Origin of the sequence: Vibrio ichthyoenteri ATCC 700023 (genome assembly GCF_000222605.1) — a bacterium.
GTDB lineage: Bacteria > Pseudomonadota > Gammaproteobacteria > Enterobacterales > Vibrionaceae > Vibrio > Vibrio ichthyoenteri.
Genome location: NZ_AFWF01000190.1, coordinates 1 through 1480, shown reverse-complemented (window position 1 = coordinate 1480; position 1480 = coordinate 1). Strand labels below are relative to the sequence as shown.

Annotated in this window: 1 pseudogene; it reads left to right on the top strand. The window is 45.5% G+C overall.

Features of this window, described 5'->3' with window-relative positions:
• Positions 1 to 1333 (top strand): annotated as a pseudogene (locus RH85_RS13400) (calcium-binding protein); the annotation flags it as partial.
• Positions 1334 to 1480 lie beyond the last annotated feature (147 nt).

Genomic DNA, 1480 nt, shown 5'->3' with positions numbered 1-1480 from the left:
GAAAAGTATCACCGTACTCGATAGTGATTCACTTGAGGGAAGCAACCCAGAAGGCAATGACTGGCTTGATGGTGGCGCCGGTAATGACCTTTTAGAAGGCGGTTATGGCCAAGATGTGCTTATTGGTGGAACAGGGAACGATATTCTCATTGGTGATTATACCCAAGCCACCACTATTACGGCAGGTCATGATGAATCACTTGGTGAGTCTATTGCACTCAACCCTGATGGCAGCATCAGCGATTTAGCAGAAAACAACAGTGGCTTTGGTGTTGAAGGCAATAGTGAAAGCGGCGTTTCAAGCCAAATTGGCTTTAGTTTTATTGATGATGGCGCTGGTGATATCAGTGGCGAATCTGAAACGCTCTGCATTGCGGTTGATGACAATACAGCTGCAGCCAACATATCCGTCGATAAACTCTTTGCCGATGAAGCATTTAATGGCGCGAACGAAGTGGGCCAGTGGACTGTCTTCGATCAAGGTGTTGAAGTGGCGACGGGTTACTTTACGGCCGGTGAAATGGACGATGCAACACTGGCTACCTACGGTATTGATCCTACCGCAGACAACATTAAAGTGCTTGAGCAAGGCGATGATTGCTGCCATGGTGAATTCATCATCTCACCATCAGATACAGCAAACACCACTTTCGATGAAATCCAGCTCTCAGCGGCTAAAGGCACCTTTGATAAAAGTGGCTTTGGCGCGACCGATGCCAGTGACTACTATTTGTCTTCCATCACCACCTATCAAATGGATGACTTGCTTGTGGGCGGCGAAGGTAATGATCTTATTGCTGGCGGCCAAGGTTTTGATGTTATTGATGCCGGTGAAGGTAACGATTTAATTCATGACAATGGCAACGATTACATCGATGGCGGTGATGGATTCGATGTGGTCACAACTCAAAAGGTCGGTTATTTCTATTCAGAAACTAATGTTGCAGAGAGTGTGAAACATGCGGTGGATTTTGAAGTCACACAAAGCTCAAAATTGCAAAACATCGAAGCGGTGATTGGCACTGACCAGCAAGATACGTTATTGCTTGATCTCAACGTCGTCAGCGAATCCACGCAATCTCTGACTGGCCAATCATCGGATGCTTTCTTTGCTTCGAATATTGAGCAACTGACACTGGCTAATGATGACTTCCACCTTGCGGCCGTCAATGAAGCGAATGTTGCCGATCTCGATGGTACATTGCAGTCTCATCTCAATCAATTAGGTGTTGATGGCGCGATCTACAGTTACACTTTTGCCAACGGCAGTGACACCGTCTCGGTTTATAGTGATGTAGAATGGGACTATCTTGAGCCAGAAATCGGCGTGTAAATCGTCATTTATTGATGACTATGGTCGATAACCAATACAATTCGTTATCGACCCTGTGCCACTAAGATTGGTAACAGAGAGTTACGTAGACACACGATAAAAACGGTACACAAAAACAATACATAAAAAAAACGACGACGACGTAGT